This is a genomic window from Pseudomonas sp. AN-B15, assembly GCF_019056475.1.
GTDB lineage: Bacteria > Pseudomonadota > Gammaproteobacteria > Pseudomonadales > Pseudomonadaceae > Aquipseudomonas > Aquipseudomonas parakoreensis.
Window position 1 is genome coordinate 1,234,264 of sequence record NZ_CP049737.1, and the last position, 14,714, is coordinate 1,248,977.

Consider the following 14,714-nt stretch of genomic DNA (forward strand, 5'->3'; position numbering starts at 1 on the left):
CTTCCTTGAAAGACAGTTAGCGAATGGCGTCGACGCGGATTTTCAGCGGCTGCGGATCATTACCGTCCAGTTGCACGGCGTGGTTCTCGGTGGTGATGAACATCAGCTCACCGTTGACCTCGATGCGCGCGCTGACCGAATAGCGGTGACCGGGTTTGACCTGGGCCGGATCGTAACTCAAGTGGAACGGCAGCGGCACCTGGCCTTTGACCGGGCCTTTCTGCTCGTCGAGGACCACCGCCGGAGCGTCGGCCAGCGATACGTCCTGCAAGCTCACGCTCAGTGTCGCGCTCGGTGGCAGGGCGATGCGTTGCAGGTAGAACACTTCACCGTCGAGACCGACCTTGCCGGCGGGTGTGGTTGATTGGCAGGCGCTGAGAAGGGTGGCGGCGGCGAGGGTCAACAGTTTTTTCATGGGTAGAGCTCCTTTCAATGTGGGAGCGAGCCTGCTCGCGAATGCGGTGATTCAGTCAATATTTCCAGTGACTGATCAGCCGTCTTCGCGAGCAGGCTCGCTCCCACCGGGGTAATGCATCAAGCCTCAGGCAGTGGCGTGATCTGATCCGCTGCATCTTCACTGCGATGCAGCGCCACCTGACGAATCGACAGGCGAATCTCCGCCGGCAATACGCGTTTGGCTGCGCCCTCCGCCAGTTCGCCGAGCAGTTCGTGGTAGCTCAACTTGCCGGCTTCGTCGCGGCGCAGGACGTCGAGGTCGAGCATCGTCTGGATGAAATGACGGAACAGACTCTTGTCGAAGAACTCCGGGGCATTCAGGCCGTGCAGGATTGACAGGCGCTGGGCCATGACCGTGCACAGGTCTTCCAGCTCTTCGGCGCTGATGCTGTTCTGCCCGGCGTTGAGCAGCAGCGAGACGGTCATGTAGAAGCGCTGCAGGGTCTGCGCGATGCTTTTCGACAGCAGGGTCAGCAGCACAAAGTGCCGCGAACTTGGAGCGGGGCGCAGGTACACGTCCTTTTCGAAACGCAGCAGGCCTTGCTCGACGAACGCTTCCAGCCATTGATCGATTACTGCGTCCAGCTCCTCCAGGCTCCAGCGGATGAACAGCTCCGACTGCAAGTACGGATACAGCGCGCGGGTGTAGCGCAGGATCTGCTCGCGGCTCATGCGCGAAGTGCTCTGGAAGAAGCTCGCCAGCAGCGCCGGCAAGGCGAAGATGTGCAGCACGTTGTTGCGGTAGTAGGTCATCAGGACGGCGTTCTGCTCGTCCAGATAGAGAATCTTGCCCAGCGCATCGTTTTGCTCGGACAGCAAATCCATGTCCTTCACATGCTCGATCAGCGCGCGGCCGTCGCCTTCCGGCAGGGTCGTGTGCGGTGAGTACGGGACTTTGCGCAGCAGCGCCAGATACAGATCCAGCACCCGCGCCATGGCCCGATCGTCCAGTGCCAGGCGGGTGGTCGAGAGCAGCGCCAGTGCGACCAGATTGACCGGGTTGATCGCCGCCGCTTCGTTCAGGTGCTGCGCGACTTTCTCGCCGAGGCGGTTGGTGGTTTCGTTAAGCCAGGCCGGTTTGTACTGCGGGCCGAGTGCCTGCTGGCGCCAGTCCGGTTGCTCAGCGTCGAGGAATTCTGCGAGTTTGATCGGTTCACCGAAGTTCACCGCGACCTGACCGAAGCGCTGCTTGAGCGCGCCGATGACTTTGAAGATGTCGAAGATCGACTCTTTCTTCTTGCTCGCACCACGCAGTTCGCCAAGGTAGGTGCGACCTTCCAGCACGCGCTCGTAACCGATGTACACCGGCACGAAGACGATCGGCATCCGCGATGAGCGCAGGAAGCTGCGCATTGTGATCGCGAGCATGCCGGTCTTCGGTTGCAGCATGCGCCCGGTGCGCGAGCGGCCGCCCTCGACGAAGTATTCGACCGGGAAACCTTTGGTAAACAGGGTGTGCAGGTATTCGTTGAACACCGAGGTATACAGCGGATTGCCCTTGAACGTGCGGCGCATGAAGAACGCGCCGCCACGGCGCAGCAGGCTGCCGATCACCGGCATGTTCAGGTTGATCCCGGCGGCAATGTGCGGCGGGGTCAGGCCGTTGCGAAACAGCAGATACGAGAGCAGCAAGTAGTCGATGTGGCTGCGGTGGCACGGCACGTAGATCACTTCGTGACCCTGAGCGACCTTCTGCACGCCTTCGATGTGGTTGACCTTGATCCCGTCGTAGATCTTGTTCCAGAACCAGCTCAGTACCACTTCGAGGAAACGAATCGCGGTGTAGGTGTAGTCCGAAGCGATCTCGTTGCCGTAGCGCAGGGCCTGGGCCTTGGCTTTTTCCAGGGAAATGTTCTCGCGTTCGGCTTCTTCGACGATCGCTTGCTTGACCAGTGGTTGATTGAGCAGCCCCTTGACCAGATTGCGCCGGTGCGAGATGTCCGGGCCGATCACTGCTGCCTTCAGGTTGCGGAAGTGCACGCGCAGGATGCGCTGGGCCATGCGCACGGTGCGTTCGTGGCCCTTGTTGTGTTCGATCAGTTCGCGCAGGTGGATCGGCGCGGAGAACTGCACGCGAGTCTTGCGCCCCAGAACGATGATGCTCAGCAGCCGACGCAGGCGCCCGGTGACGGCCCAGCTGTCGGCGAACAGCAACTTCCACGGACTGTTTTCGCTGTCCGGCGACTGGCCCCAGAACACGCTGACCGGAATGATCTGCGCGTCTTCGGCGGCGTTCTGCGTCAGGGCGCTGACCAGACGGGTCAGGGTCGGCGGTGCACCGCGCTTGTCCTGACGGCCAAGCCAGTCCGGGTCCGGCGTCAGGTAGAAAAACGCCGCCGGTTCGATCAACGGCCCCACCGACACTGGCAGCACCGGACGCGGCAGACCGGCCTTGGTGCATTCGGTGTCGACCACCGCCAGATCAGTGAGCGAGGGGTTTTGCAGGACGTAGAACACCGGGCGACTGCGGTCGAGGTTGAGGGTGAGCGACGACTGGTTGATCGTCTCCGAGCGAACCCAGAGGTACAACAGTCGGCGCAAGGTGCCAAACACTAGACGGCGGAACGGGGAACGGGTCATACGGCTTCTGCGTGAGTTGATAAAACCGAGCAGATGCTCGGGCGGTCGACAGTTTGCCGTATTCACCGAAAATCGGCAAAAAAGCGGCGAAGTAATCTCCTGTTGAGAGTTTTTGCGCCTGTCATATACTCGGCAATCTGTCGCCGGGGCCCTTTATGGACGTCGGGCGCAGGCTGACGTTCCGCAAAGGCTTTCCTGCGAAAAGCCTGTTCAATAATAAAAAAGGAGTATGAACAGATGGCAACACGTGAAACCGGCAATGTGAAGTGGTTCAACGACGCCAAGGGCTACGGCTTCATTCAGCGCAACGACGGGGTGGACGTGTTCGTGCACTACCGCGCGATCCGCGGCGAAGGACACCGTTCGCTGACCGAGGGTCAGCAGGTTGAATACGCGGTGGTGGAAGGGCAGAAGGGTTTGCAGGCTGAGGATGTTGTAGGCCTGTAACTTTCAAGATCAAAAGATCGCAGCCTGCGGCAGCTCCTACAGTTTGGAATGCATTCCCCTGTAGGAGCTGCCGAAGGCTGCGATCTTTTGCTTTCAGGCAGTCTTCCAGGTGATTTCTTCTTCACCGTCGGCGCTGATGCGAATCCAGCGATCCGCCGTTTCCTCACCTTCTTCCTCGACCCAGGTGCCCGGCGCGCAACGCACTTCCACGTTCAGCGCGGCGAAAGCCGCACGGGCGCAGGCGATGTCGTCGTCCCAAGGCGTCGCATCGCTTTCCAGGTACAGGCTGTTCCATTTGCCCACGGCCTTCGGCAGCCACGTCACCGGGATGTTGCCGGCCTTGCACTTGTAGGTCTGGCCTTTCTGTACCCAATCGCTGCACGGGCCCAGAGCCTCACCGAGCCAGGCGGAAATCGCCTTGTGGTCGACGTCGGCGTCTTTCAGGTAAATCTCGATATCCGGTTGGCGCATGGATGTCCTCACTGCGGGTCTGAAAAATCCATTCGCGGATTTAGCCGGCCCCGGGCACTCGCCCGAGACCAAAAGTTATTGAAGAACGAAATAATCGTAGCGCATCGACACGGTGGTCACGAACGGCTCGGGCTGTTCGATCACTGCGGCGCGGCGTTCGGCACTGGCGCGCCAGCCGTGGGGTGTCATCGCCAACAGGTTGGCGCGGTCCTCGGGCTTGTCCAGCGTCAGTTGGAATTCCAGGGTTTCGCTGTGCGCCAGCGCCATGCCTTCGGGCACTAATGCCAGATGCTTGTCGTCGGTGTACTCGCGCACTTCGTCGTACAGGCGTTCGCGCAGTTCCATCAGGTGGCCGCTGGTCGGGCCGACCTTCATCAGGCCGCCACCGACGCTGAGCAGGCGCTTGGCTTCCTCCCAGTCCAGCGGACTGAAAACGCTGGCGAGAAACTGGCAACTGCCCGACGCCAATGGCACGCGGGCCATGCTGGCGATCAACCAAGTGATTGCCGGATTACGCTTGCAGGCGCGTTTCACCGCCTCGCGCGAGATGTCCAGCGCGTAGCCATCGGCATCCGGCAAGGCATCGGCAATCTGCGCGGTGTAGTAACCCTCACCGCAACCGATATCGACCCAGCGTGCCGGCGCATAACCCGCCGCCAGCTCGGCCAGACGTTTGGCCACTGGCGCGTAATGCCCGGCATTCAGGAAGTCGCGACGCGCCTCGACCATCGCCTGGTTGTCGCCAGGATCGCGGCTGTTCTTGTGCTGCACCGGCAACAGGTTCAAGTAACCCTGACGCGCGCGGTCGAAGCGGTGGCCGGCGGGGCAGACCACACCGTTATCGACGCTGCTGAGCGGTTCACTGCAGATCGGGCACGCGAGCATCAGGCGAGCAACTTGATCAGGGTCTGGTAGTAGATCTCGGTCAGCACGTCGAGATCGGCCGCCAGCACACGCTCGTTGACCTGGTGAATGGTCGCGTTGACCGGCCCCAGCTCAACCACTTGCGTACCCATGGTCGCGATGAAACGACCGTCGGAAGTGCCGCCGCTGGTCGACGCGTGGGTTTCGCGGCCGGTGATGTCCTTGATGCTCGACGATACCGCGTCGAGCAGCGCGCCCGGCTCGGTGAGGAACGGCAGACCGGACAGCGCCCAGTCGATGTGCCAGTCCAGGTTGTGTTTGTCGAGGATGTCGGCCACGCGTTTTTGCAGGCCTTCGACGGTGGATTCGGTGGAGAAGCGGAAGTTGAACACCGCCACCAGATCACCCGGAATCACGTTGGTCGCGCCGGTGCCGGAGTTGAGGTTGGAAATCTGGAAACTGGTCGGCGGGAAGAAATCGTTACCGTGATCCCAATGCTCGGCGGCCAGCTCGGCCAGCGCCGGAGCCGCGAGGTGGATCGGGTTCTTTGCCAGATGCGGATAGGCCACGTGCCCCTGCACGCCGCGCACGGTGAGCTTGGCGCCCAGCGAGCCGCGACGCCCGTTTTTCACCACGTCACCGACCAGCGTGGTGCTCGACGGTTCGCCGACGATGCACCAGTCCAGACGTTCCTTGCGCGCCACCAGACGTTCAACCACCGCTTTGGTGCCGTGGTGCGCCGGGCCTTCTTCGTCGCTGGTGATGAGGAACGCGACCTTGCCCTTGTGATTCGGGTAGTCGGCAACGAAACGCTCGGCGGCCACGGTCATCGATGCCAGGCTGCCTTTCATGTCCGCCGCACCACGGCCACAGAGCATGCCGTGTTCATCGATGACGGCGTTGAACGGGTCGATCTGCCAAGCGGTCACCGGACCGGTCGGCACCACGTCGGTGTGGCCGGCGAAGCACAGCACCGGGCCGTCGTCGTTGCCGTGGGTGGCCCAGAAGTTATCCACATCTTCGATGCGCATCGGTTCGAGGGTGAAACCGGCATCGCCCAGGCGCTGCATCATCTGCTTCTGGCAATCGGCGTCGACCGGCGTCACGGACGGACGGCGGATCAGGTCGATGGCGAGTTGGAGGGTCGGCGAAAGGTCGGCGTGGGCCGTCATGTAATAACTCCGGGGTGCGCACGGTAAACCTGTAGGAGCTGCCGCAGGCTGCGATCTTTTGATTTTGTTTTTTCAAATCTACAGCAAGATCAAAGGATCGCAGCCTGCGGCAGCTCCTACAGGATGTGTTGGCATTGAAAAAGGCGACCATTCTAATGCAAAACGGCGGCCCGAAGGCCGCCGTTTGACGTTCAACAATAACTGATCAAGCGGCGGCCGGTTCAGGCTCCGCCGCCGGTTTTGGCAGCGACGAGAGGAACGCCATGATCAGCGCCGCGACGTACGGCAACGACTGCACCAGCAGCATCGCCACCCAGAAGCGCATGTCGTTGCTCGGAATGCCTTGCACCAGGTAGATCCCCAGCGCCGCGCCCCACAACAGCAGCATGATGAACAGCTCTTCCCGCGCTTCGGAAATCGCCACCCAGAAGCCGTGGTTGTCGGCATTTTTCGGTGTGCGGAAGAACGGAATGCTGCTGGTGAAGAAACCGTACAGCACCGCTTTGGCGATGGTGTGCGACAACGCCAGCCCGGCCAGCGCCGCGCAGAACGCATCCTTGAGGTTCACGCCGACGGCGCGACGGTAGAGGAAGATGATCTTGCCGACCTTGAACACGAACAGCGCCAGCGGCGGGATGGCGAAAATCAGCAGCGGCGGATCGAACCGTTGCGGCACGATGATCATCGCCGCTGACCACAACAACGCGCCGACGGTGAAGAAAATGTTCATGCCGTCCGCCACCCACGGCAACCAGCCCGCGAGGAAGTGGTAACGCTGGCCACGGGTCAGCTCGGTGTCCTTGCCGCGCAGCAGGCTGCGGGTGTGGCGCTTGATGATCTGGATCGCGCCGTAGGCCCAGCGGAAACGCTGCTTCTTGAAGTCGATGAAGGTGTCCGGCATCAGACCCTTGCCGTAGCTGTCGTGGTAATACGCCGCCGACAGGCCTTTCTCGAACACGCGCAGGCCGAGTTCGGCGTCTTCACAGATGCACCAGTCGGCCCAGCCCAGCTCTTCCAGAACCGAACGGCGGGTCATGGTCATGGTGCCGTGCTGGATGATCGCGTCGCGGTCGTTACGGGTGACCATGCCGATGTGGAAGAAGCCTTTGTATTCGGCGTAGCAGAGCTTCTTGAAGGTGCTTTCGTTCTGGTCGCGGTAATCCTGCGGCGACTGCACCACGGCGATTTTCGGGTCGGCGAAGTGCGGCACCATGTGCTTGAGCCAGTTCGGGTGTACGCAGTAGTCGGAGTCGATCACCGCGATCACTTCGGCGTCCTTGGCGGTGTGCGGAATCAGGTAGTTCAGCGCGCCGCCCTTGAACCCGGCCAGGGGCGAGACGTGGAAGAACTTGAAGCGCGGGCCGAGGGTCGCGCAGTAGTCGCGCACCGGTTCCCAGACTGCCGGGTCCTTGGTGTTGTTGTCGATGATCAGGACTTCATAGTCCGGGTAATCGAGGGCCGCGAGGGCGTCGAGGGTCTGTTTGACCATGTCCGGCGGCTCGTTGTAGCAAGGCACGTGGATCGAGACTTTCGGCCGGTAGTCCGAATCACCGATCACCGGCAGGAATTCCCGCCGACGCTTGTGAATCCACACGGCTTCGGCCAGTTCATGCGCCTCGGTCAGCAACACGATGAACACCCCGAGCGCACCCAACGCCAGGAGGAAACCCACCGTCAGGCTGAACCACGTGCTGTATTGCTGGCTGTAGTCGTAGCCGATCCACACCAGCACCGAACCGCAAAGGAACGCGATAAAGGTCAGGAAGGTGCGGCCGCGCTGACGCAGGGCCGAGCCGTCGATCATCAGCAGGGTCAGCGACAACAGCGCCAGCACCACCGAACCGATGGCCAGCACGCGCCATTGCGGGATCGCCACCACCGGGCCTTCGAAGTTGAATTTCTGCTGGCGCGCGGCGTTGAACACGCCCCAGTAGGCGCCGACCGAACCTTCGTCACTGGCCTTCCACGGCTGGTCGAAGGCTTCAATCACGAAGTAGTTGAAGCCCTGACGGTTGAGTTTGTTGACCAGCGTGCGCAGGTAGATCGCCTGATCCGCCGGCGACGCATCGGCGCCACCGCGCATGCGCCCGTTGCTCGGCCAGCCGACTTCGGACAGCAGCAACGGTTTTTTCGGGAACAGCTTTTTCAGGTCGCGGGCGCGGTCGAAGACGAACTGCCCGGCCTTGTCCACCGGAATGAATTCCCAGTAAGGCAGCACGTGCGCGGCGATAAGGTCGACGTGTTTGGCCAGTTCCGGGTGTTCTTCCCAGACGTGCCATTGCTCGGAGGTGGTCACCGGCACTTTCACCGCTGCGCGCACGCGATCCAGCAGCACGCTGAGTTGTTCAGCGGTGATTTCCTTGCGGAAAATCGCCTCGTTACCGACCACCACCCGCACCACGCTGCGCGAGGTGTTGGCCAGTTCGATGGCGCGCTGGATCTCGCGCTCGTTGCGTTCCTGATCGGGGCTGATCCAGATCCCGAGGGTCACGCGCAGACCAAACTCTTCCGCCAGTTTCGGGATGTCCTGCAGCGAACCGTCAACCGAATAGATGCGGATGTTGTCCGTCAGCTTGCTCATGATCTCCAGATCACGGCGCATTTCATCGTCAGTCGGATACTGATCCTTCTGCGGGAATTGGCCCTGCTGGAATGGCGAATAAGAGAAACCGGAGATCTGCTCCGGCCAATTGGGCGCGGAGACCGGGCGGTTGATCAGCGCCCAGAAACCGGTGAACAGGGCGGCGATTGCCAGAACCACCACCAGGTTGAGACCAAATTTACGCGATGACATAGCTATTTCGGGTTCCAAAGGCTGTGGAACGAAGGAACGGTTGGCAAGCGCCAAGAGGGCGCGAATCCTACACCGGCAGTTCACTGCTCGTACACCGGACAGGGAAATGCCCGACATTGGGCAGTCCAACCTGATTTAAGTTCTTTAGTAACAGCTTGTAAGAGAAAACTTTGTTATTCAGTTATAGCAATTCCCGGTGGCGAGGGAGCTTGCTCCCGCTGGACTGCGAAGCAGTCCGCTTTTCAAGGGCCGCTTCGCGACCCGGCGGGGGCAAGCTCCCTCGCCACAAAGGTTGTGTGAAAACGCCTGCGTTCACCGTTCATAGCATCAAAGATGCTCTTGGCCGCCGACGGTCCTATAATGCGCGCCGGTTTTTGGGGTAATGGTCATGAGTACAGAAGATCCGCGGTTTGCAGGCATCGCCCGTTTGTATGGCATCGAGGGCCTTGAGCGCCTGCGTGCGGCCCATGTGGCGATTGTCGGCGTCGGTGGCGTTGGTTCTTGGGCGGCGGAAGCCATGGCCCGCTGTGGCGTGGGTGAGATTTCGCTGTTCGATCTGGACGACGTCTGCGTCAGCAACGCCAACCGTCAGTTGCACGCACTGGACAGTACCGTCGGCAAACCCAAGGTCGAGGTGATGGCCGAGCGTCTGCGCGGGATCAACCCGGATTGCACCGTGCATGCGGTGGCGGATTTCGTCACCCGCGACACCATGGCCGAGTACATCACACCGAACATCGACTGCGTGATCGACTGCATCGACGCGGTCAACGCCAAGGCTGCGCTGATCGCCTGGTGCAAGCGGCGCAAGATCCAGATCATCACCACCGGCGGTGCCGGCGGGCAGATCGATCCGACGCTGATTCAGGTCTGCGACCTCAACCGCACGTTCAACGATCCACTGGCCTCGAAAGTACGTTCGACGTTGCGTCGCGACTACGGCTTCTCGCGCACGGTGACCCGTCATTACAGTGTGCCGTGCGTGTTTTCCACCGAGCAACTGCGCTATCCGAAACCGGACGGCAGCATCTGCTTGCAGAAGAGTTTTGTCGGCGACGGGGTGAAGCTCGACTGCGCCGGCGGGTTTGGCGCGGTGATGATGGTCACGGCGACGTTCGGCATGGTCGCGGCGACCAAGGCGGTGGACAAGATTGTGGCGGGTGTGCGACGGCCGGCTGACCGAGTAAAACCTCAGGTTTGATCTGTGAGGCTGATGACCTCATCGCTGGCAAGCCAGCCCCCACACCTCCCTTGTAGGAGCTGCCGCAGGCTGCGATCTTTTGATCCTGATTTTAAAAAACAAGATCAAAGATCGCAGCCTGCGGCAGCTCCTACGCGGTGGTGGCCAACTCATTCATGCGTTTGAGCACGGCATTCAAGCCATTACTGCGCGACGGCGACAACTGCCGCGACAGTCCCAGCTGATTGAACCAGTCCGGCAAATCCACCTGCTGCAACTCGACAGCGCTCAAACCGTTAACCCGCAACAGCAACAACGCCACCAGCCCGCGAATCATCCGCGCATCGCTGGCAGCGCTGAACTGCCAGTGGCCGTCCTGCAGCTCACCCACCAGCCACACTTGACTCTCACAGCCATGCACCCGGTTGGCTTCGCATTTGTCCGCGTCATTCAGCGGCGGCAGACGATCGCCAAACTGCATCAGCAACCGTGCGCGTTGTTCCCAACCAGCGGCGTTCTGAAAGGTCTGCAGCGCTTCGGCGGCGGCGAGCGGCAGGCTCATCGCAGCAACTCCAAGGCCTGATCCAGCGCGTCAAAGAAACGCTCCAGATCCTCGGAATCGTTGTACAGCGCCAGCGACACGCGGATCGCCCCGGCCAGTTCGAAGCTTTTCAGCAACGGCATGGCGCAGTGATGTCCGGCGCGCACGGCGATGCCTTGCTCGGTGAGCAGGTGCGCCAGATCGGCGTTGTGCACACCCTCGACGACAAAACTGGCCAGCGCCAGTTGCGGCTTGCCCAACAGACGAATGCCGTTACGCGCGGCCAGACCTTGCAGCAGGTAGGCGTGCAGCGCCGCTTCATGGGCCGACACCGCGTCCTGATCCAGCCCGGCCAGATAATCGAGCGTGGCACCGAGGCCAATCACACTGGCGATCGGCGGTGTGCCCGCTTCGAAACCCAGCGGGGCAGGGCGGAAGCGTGCATCGTGATAATTGGCTTCCAGGACCATTTCGCCGCCGAACTGCCACGGCTGCAGTTGCTCAAGCGCCTTGTTGCGTCCGAACAGCACGCCGAGGCCATCAGGGCCGTACAGCTTGTGGCTGGAAAACACATAGAAGTCGCAACCGAGCGCCTGCACGTCGTGCCGACCGTGCACCACACCCTGGGCGCCATCGACCACGGTCAGCGCGTTGTGCGCCTTGGCCATCGCCAGCAACGCCGGCAAGGGTTGCCAGGCACCAAGCACGTTGGACAGCTGACTGACCGCCAGCAAGCGGGTACGCGGATTGATCAGGCGCACAGCGGCGCCGAGGTCGATCACGCCGTCAGCGTCCAGCGGCAGGATCACCAGTTTCAGTTCGCGACGCTGCGCCAGTTGCTGCCACGGCAGCAGGTTGGCGTGATGCTCCAGGGCGCTGATGACAATTTCATCGCCCGGGTGGAAAAGAGGTTCCAGGCCATAGGCCAGGAGATTCAGCGCGCTGGTGGCGCCGTGGGTGAAGATGATCTGCCCGCTGTCACCGGCATTCAGCCACTGGGCCACCTTGAGCCGACTGTCTTCGAACGCCTGCGTGGCGTGGGCACCGGGCAGATGCTGCGCGCGATGCACATTGGCCGCGCCATTGGCGTAGTAATGCGTCAGTGCGTCAAGCAGGGCCTGGGGTTTTTGCGTGGTGGCGGCGTTGTCCAGATAGGTCTGGTCTTGCCGTTGCAGGGCGGCGATGGCCGGAAAGTCGGCGCGCCAGGGGGAGGGAATCATCATAGGTTCAGCCCTGTGAACTTGGGCGGGGGTACATCGAACCTTGTGGGAGCGAGCTTGCTCGCGAAAGCGTCGTGTCATTCAGCTCTGTTGTTGACTGACCGGACGCCTTCGCGAGCAAGCTCGCTCCCACAGGGGGATCGTACGGCTGCTTAGTTGTGCGCGTGCAGCGCTTCGTTCAGCTCGATCGCCGATTTGTGGGTCTTGCATTCCACGGCACCGGTTTCCGAATTGCGACGGAACAGCAGGTCGGTCTGGCCGGCCAGCTCACGGGCTTTTACAACCTTGACCAGGTTGTTGTGCTCGTCCAGCAGCGCGACTTTGGTGCCGGCGGTCACGTACAGGCCCGACTCGACAGTGTTGCGGTCGCCCAACGGAATACCGATACCGGCGTTGGCGCCGATCAGGCAGCCTTCGCCAACCTTGATTACGATGTTGCCGCCACCCGACAGAGTGCCCATGGTCGAGCAACCGCCGCCCAGGTCCGAGCCCTTGCCAACGAATACGCCAGCGGAAACGCGGCCTTCGATCATGCCCGGGCCTTCGGTGCCGGCGTTGAAGTTGATGAAGCCTTCGTGCATCACGGTGGTGCCTTCGCCCACGTACGCACCCAGACGCAGGCGCGCGGCGTCAGCGATACGCACGCCGGCCGGCACCACGTAGTCGGTCATTTTCGGGAACTTGTCCACCGAGAACACTTCCAGCAGCTCGCCGCGCAGGCGGGCTTCGAGTTGCAGCTCGGCCAGTTCGCTCAGGTCGATCGCGCCCTGGCTGGTCCAGGCCACGTTCGGCAGCAGCGGGAAGATCCCGGCCAGGCTCACGCCGTGCGGCTTGACCAGACGATGGGACAGCAGGTGCAGCTTCAGGTACGCCTCTGGCGTCGAGGTCAGCTGTGCGTCTTCGGCCAGAAGAGTGGCGACCAGCGGCTTGTGGCTTTCGGCCAGACGGGTCAGCAGCTTGCCTTGAACGGCGTCGATGCCTTTGACCGCTTCAGCCAGTTGCGCCGCCTGCGCGGTGGTGAAGGTGATGGCCTGGTTGCCTTCGGTGTAGCCGAGGATCGGCGCAACGGCAGCGACCAGTTCTGCCGACGGGTTGAGCAGTGGCTGGGCGTAGAACACTTCCAGCCAGGCACCTTGACGGTTTTGCGTGCCGACACCGAAGGCGATGCTGAACAGAGAGTTGGACATGTGAATACCTCTAGCAATAAGTGACGGGCTGCTTACTTGAGTGCGGCCGCGTAGATGTCTGGCTTGAAGCCAATCAGGGTTCGGTCACCGAGATCGAGCACCGGGCGCTTGATCATCGAGGGTTGAGCGAGCATCAGTTCGATGGCTTTCGACTGGTCGAGATCGGCTTTACGTTCGTCGTCGAGTTTGCGAAAGGTCGTGCCGGCACGGTTCAACACCGTTTGCCAGCCGTGCTCGTTGCACCATTGGGTCAGGTGCTCACGGTCGATACCGGCGGTTTTGTAGTCGTGAAAGTCGTAGCTGACAGCGTGTTCATCGAGCCAGGTGCGCGCCTTCTTCATGGTGTCGCAGGCTTTGATGCCGTAAAGCTGTAAGTGCTTGATTTCGTTGGGCATAAAATCCTCCCCAAAACTTCCCCAATATCGCCCCAAAATTCAGCCGGTGATTATGCCACGTCGATCCACTCAGCGCCTCGACTGTCGCGATACACGTCAGTCATGGCGGCCGAACGGTGCCCGAGCAGTTTCTGGGCATCACGGCCTTCGAGTTCATGAAGGCGCGCGGCAAGTGATCGCTGTTCATGGAAGGACGGCGGTTGCCGCCCGAAAGTTATCCCCAGCTTCGCGCCGGCTTTGTCCCGAGCCTCGGCAAATGCCGAACTGAGCGTGTCCAGCACGACAGGTTGACCAGCCTTCGCCCGGCCCGACGCCTGCGCATGATGCACCAGGTGTTGTGACAGAACGCGATCGCGGCATTGCTTGATGACGGTTGAGAGGTCCAGCCCGACCGAGTCCAGCCGCAACTCCATTTTGATCCGCAGGCGCGCGCCGGTCTTGGACTGCACGACATGCAGGAAGCCGTCGTGCACATCCTTGAACAGCATCGAGGCGATATCGTCGCGGCGCTGACCGGTCAGCACTGCCAGCTCCATTGCCCTGCGAAGCCATGGCTTCGCCGCCTCGGCGTAAATAGCCTGCCACAGTTCCAGCGTCAGCCGTTCGCGCTTGATGTTCACCCGCGCCGCCTTGGTAATCTCGACCGGGTTGGTGTCTGCCCACCCCCGCGCCTGAGCCTCGACGAACACGTCTCGCAACAGCGAGCGCATCGCCCTGGCCATCTGCGCCTTTCCTTGTTTGGCCATACCTGTCAGGTAATCAGCCACTTCCATCGTTGTGATTTCCTTGATCCCTTTCGAACCGAACTCGGCGTCCAACCGGTTGATCCGCATGCGCACGTTTTTGTTGCTGCTGGCGGACAGCTTGCGCTCTGCGAACAGATCGCGGTATTCATCCAGCCATTCCGAGAACAGTTTGCCCGGTGCTGGCGCCGGCGCACTGATGCGCTCGGTCAGCGTTGGCTTGATGGCGTCGGCGTGATTCGCAGCGACCGCCTCACGGATCGCTGCTTCTTTGTCCTTGCCCAGACCGAACACGCGACCACTGATCGGGTCGCGGTAGGTGTAATAAGTGACGCCGTTGCGGGCGTCGGTCTTGCGGTAGAGATTCGGGGGAAGATCCTTTGACCCTGTGTTACGCGGCCTGGGCGCCATTGCGTGCTCTCTCTATTCTGCTGATCAGGCTGCCGCCGACAATGCGGATTGGTTGCTGGTCAGGTTCCTGATAGTGGGCGTTGGAGTCTACATAGTAGCTGCGCCCGTGCTTCACCGGTGCTGGCGCGATCCGGCCTTCGCGCGCCCATTTGCGCAACGTGTTGGGGCTGGGCGGCGTCTTGAACTCGGCCGCCGCCCATTCATCCAGGGTGACTTTGCTCATGTGATGCTCCATGCCGCGCGTGGCGGCAGA

The 14,714-nt window shown here is 61.5% G+C and carries 14 protein-coding genes and 1 pseudogene; 2 read left to right on the forward strand and 13 right to left on the reverse strand.

The annotated features are described in order from the left end of the window. Positions 1-16: 16 nt before the first annotated feature. Together GTQ41_RS05435 and plsB are read right to left on the reverse strand one after the other, a co-directional pair. Complete coding sequence (locus GTQ41_RS05435; RefSeq protein ID WP_047291842.1) at positions 17-415, reverse strand: YbaY family lipoprotein; 399 nt, start codon at positions 413-415, stop codon at positions 17-19. Positions 416-534: 119 nt separating this feature from the next. After that, positions 535-3,036, reverse strand: coding sequence for a glycerol-3-phosphate 1-O-acyltransferase PlsB (plsB, locus tag GTQ41_RS05440; RefSeq protein ID WP_047291844.1), 2,502 nt, complete (start codon positions 3,034-3,036; stop codon positions 535-537). 237 nt (positions 3,037-3,273) lie between these two features. Here plsB and GTQ41_RS05445 point away from each other — a divergent pair, with 237 nt between their 5' ends. Continuing rightward, positions 3,274-3,483 (forward strand): cold shock domain-containing protein, encoded by a 210-nt coding sequence (locus GTQ41_RS05445; protein WP_047291846.1) that lies wholly within the window; start codon positions 3,274-3,276, stop codon positions 3,481-3,483. 93 nt (positions 3,484-3,576) lie between these two features. On the opposite strand, the gene GTQ41_RS05450 is transcribed toward GTQ41_RS05445, so the two are convergent. From GTQ41_RS05450 to GTQ41_RS05465, 4 genes are all read right to left on the reverse strand, one after another. Further along, positions 3,577-3,954 (reverse strand): hypothetical protein, encoded by a 378-nt coding sequence (locus GTQ41_RS05450; RefSeq protein WP_007964251.1) that lies wholly within the window; start codon positions 3,952-3,954, stop codon positions 3,577-3,579. A gap of 75 nt (positions 3,955-4,029) precedes the next feature. Beyond that, positions 4,030-4,839 carry a putative RNA methyltransferase gene (locus GTQ41_RS05455; protein WP_047291849.1) on the reverse strand — a complete coding sequence of 270 codons (810 nt, stop codon included), beginning with the start codon at positions 4,837-4,839 and terminating at the stop codon, positions 4,030-4,032. Next, positions 4,839-5,990, reverse strand: a complete 1,152-nt coding sequence (dapE, locus tag GTQ41_RS05460) for a succinyl-diaminopimelate desuccinylase (protein ID WP_041072365.1) — start codon at positions 5,988-5,990, stop codon at positions 4,839-4,841. The genes GTQ41_RS05455 and dapE overlap by 1 nt, the downstream gene beginning before the upstream one ends. Before the next feature lie 205 nt (positions 5,991-6,195). Then, positions 6,196-8,784 carry a glycosyltransferase gene (locus tag GTQ41_RS05465; RefSeq protein WP_047291852.1) on the reverse strand — a complete coding sequence of 863 codons (2,589 nt, stop codon included), beginning with the start codon at positions 8,782-8,784 and terminating at the stop codon, positions 6,196-6,198. Positions 8,785-9,166: 382 nt separating this feature from the next. Between GTQ41_RS05465 and tcdA the strand changes: the two genes are divergently transcribed. After that, positions 9,167-9,985 carry a tRNA cyclic N6-threonylcarbamoyladenosine(37) synthase TcdA gene (tcdA, locus tag GTQ41_RS05470; RefSeq protein ID WP_003222099.1) on the forward strand — a complete coding sequence of 273 codons (819 nt, stop codon included), beginning with the start codon at positions 9,167-9,169 and terminating at the stop codon, positions 9,983-9,985. A gap of 130 nt (positions 9,986-10,115) precedes the next feature. Here tcdA and GTQ41_RS05475 read toward each other — a convergent pair whose 3' ends face one another. The 7 genes and pseudogenes from GTQ41_RS05475 to GTQ41_RS05500 all read right to left on the reverse strand — a co-directional run bounded on the left by GTQ41_RS05475 (position 10,116) and on the right by GTQ41_RS05500 (position 14,684). After that, complete coding sequence (locus tag GTQ41_RS05475) at positions 10,116-10,526, reverse strand: SufE family protein (protein WP_047291854.1); 411 nt, start codon at positions 10,524-10,526, stop codon at positions 10,116-10,118. Continuing rightward, positions 10,523-11,728 carry an aminotransferase class V-fold PLP-dependent enzyme gene (locus GTQ41_RS05480; protein WP_047291856.1) on the reverse strand — a complete coding sequence of 402 codons (1,206 nt, stop codon included), beginning with the start codon at positions 11,726-11,728 and terminating at the stop codon, positions 10,523-10,525. Before GTQ41_RS05480 ends, GTQ41_RS05475 begins: the two co-directional genes overlap by 4 nt. 37 nt (positions 11,729-11,765) lie before the next feature. Further along, positions 11,766-11,858 (reverse strand): annotated as a pseudogene (locus GTQ41_RS28595) (metal ABC transporter ATP-binding protein); the annotation flags it as partial. A gap of 19 nt (positions 11,859-11,877) precedes the next feature. Continuing rightward, on the reverse strand, positions 11,878-12,912 hold the full coding sequence (dapD, locus tag GTQ41_RS05485) for a 2,3,4,5-tetrahydropyridine-2,6-dicarboxylate N-succinyltransferase (protein WP_007954762.1): 1,035 nt from the start codon (positions 12,910-12,912) through the stop codon (positions 11,878-11,880). A gap of 32 nt (positions 12,913-12,944) precedes the next feature. After that, positions 12,945-13,307 (reverse strand): ArsC family reductase, encoded by a 363-nt coding sequence (locus tag GTQ41_RS05490; protein WP_121183906.1) that lies wholly within the window; start codon positions 13,305-13,307, stop codon positions 12,945-12,947. A 50-nt stretch (positions 13,308-13,357) separates the two neighbouring features. Further along, entirely contained in the window at positions 13,358-14,461 is a 1,104-nt protein-coding gene (locus GTQ41_RS05495) for a phage integrase Arm DNA-binding domain-containing protein (RefSeq protein ID WP_131671908.1), read from the reverse strand. Then, positions 14,442-14,684, reverse strand: a complete 243-nt coding sequence (locus GTQ41_RS05500) for an excisionase (protein WP_083352033.1) — start codon at positions 14,682-14,684, stop codon at positions 14,442-14,444. The genes GTQ41_RS05495 and GTQ41_RS05500 overlap by 20 nt, the downstream gene beginning before the upstream one ends. Positions 14,685-14,714: the final 30 nt, after the last annotated feature.

What these genes read in the sequence shown, in the direction of transcription:
- GTQ41_RS05435 (WP_047291842.1), bottom strand. Translation starts at nt 415, where the DNA reads ATGAAAAAACTGTTGACCCTCGCCGCCGCCACCCTTCTCAGCGCCTGC.
- plsB (WP_047291844.1), bottom strand. Translation starts at nt 3,036, where the DNA reads ATGACCCGTTCCCCGTTCCGCCGTCTAGTGTTTGGCACCTTGCGCCGA.
- GTQ41_RS05445 (WP_047291846.1), top strand. Translation starts at nt 3,274, where the DNA reads ATGGCAACACGTGAAACCGGCAATGTGAAGTGGTTCAACGACGCCAAG.
- GTQ41_RS05450 (WP_007964251.1), bottom strand. Translation starts at nt 3,954, where the DNA reads ATGCGCCAACCGGATATCGAGATTTACCTGAAAGACGCCGACGTCGAC.
- GTQ41_RS05455 (WP_047291849.1), bottom strand. Translation starts at nt 4,839, where the DNA reads ATGCTCGCGTGCCCGATCTGCAGTGAACCGCTCAGCAGCGTCGATAAC.
- dapE (WP_041072365.1), bottom strand. Translation starts at nt 5,990, where the DNA reads ATGACGGCCCACGCCGACCTTTCGCCGACCCTCCAACTCGCCATCGAC.
- GTQ41_RS05465 (WP_047291852.1), bottom strand. Translation starts at nt 8,784, where the DNA reads ATGTCATCGCGTAAATTTGGTCTCAACCTGGTGGTGGTTCTGGCAATC.
- tcdA (WP_003222099.1), top strand. Translation starts at nt 9,167, where the DNA reads ATGGTCATGAGTACAGAAGATCCGCGGTTTGCAGGCATCGCCCGTTTG.
- GTQ41_RS05475 (WP_047291854.1), bottom strand. Translation starts at nt 10,526, where the DNA reads ATGAGCCTGCCGCTCGCCGCCGCCGAAGCGCTGCAGACCTTTCAGAAC.
- GTQ41_RS05480 (WP_047291856.1), bottom strand. Translation starts at nt 11,728, where the DNA reads ATGATGATTCCCTCCCCCTGGCGCGCCGACTTTCCGGCCATCGCCGCC.
- dapD (WP_007954762.1), bottom strand. Translation starts at nt 12,912, where the DNA reads ATGTCCAACTCTCTGTTCAGCATCGCCTTCGGTGTCGGCACGCAAAAC.
- GTQ41_RS05490 (WP_121183906.1), bottom strand. Translation starts at nt 13,307, where the DNA reads ATGCCCAACGAAATCAAGCACTTACAGCTTTACGGCATCAAAGCCTGC.
- GTQ41_RS05495 (WP_131671908.1), bottom strand. Translation starts at nt 14,461, where the DNA reads ATGGCGCCCAGGCCGCGTAACACAGGGTCAAAGGATCTTCCCCCGAAT.
- GTQ41_RS05500 (WP_083352033.1), bottom strand. Translation starts at nt 14,684, where the DNA reads ATGAGCAAAGTCACCCTGGATGAATGGGCGGCGGCCGAGTTCAAGACG.